General features: G+C 66.1%; 1 protein-coding gene. It reads right to left on the reverse strand.

From position 1 onward, the window contains the following. Window positions 1–40: 40 nt before the first annotated feature. Window positions 41–436: hypothetical protein (locus ELI80_RS15995; protein ID WP_161596493.1), on the reverse strand; the 396-nt coding region annotated here is incomplete at its 5' end.

The following is a 436-nucleotide window of genomic DNA, read 5'->3' on the forward strand; positions in this document are numbered from 1 at the left end:
GATCACTCCCTGAACCCGGCAGGGCAGTCAGGCCGGACGCTTACCGGTAGAGCGCGGTGAGATCCTCCGGGATCTCGATCAGCGTGTCGGCTTCGCTCTCGGCCTCCATTCGCAGAGCTGCCAGCTGGTTCTCGGTCTCGGTCAGCCATTCGAAGATCGACGGGTTGGCGTGGCCGGAGCCGATGGCGTCGCGGAAGCGCTGCCGCTTCTGCTCGAGGCTGCGGATGGCACTGCTGCGGCGGGCGATGCGGTCGCTCGCATCCTTGTTTTGGTCGGCCAGGTGGTGGGTGTAGGCGCGGCGGAACTGCGCCACGGCTTCCTCCGTCATCAGCGCCGAGCGCAGGCCGTCGAGCACCAGTGTCTCCACCGCGGCCTTTGAGAGGCCCGGCATGTTGATTTCCACCCGGAACTGACCCGGGTTTTCCATCGAGAAGTG

The organism is Paracoccus aeridis (assembly GCF_004923205.2).
Taxonomy (GTDB): domain Bacteria; phylum Pseudomonadota; class Alphaproteobacteria; order Rhodobacterales; family Rhodobacteraceae; genus Paracoccus; species Paracoccus aeridis.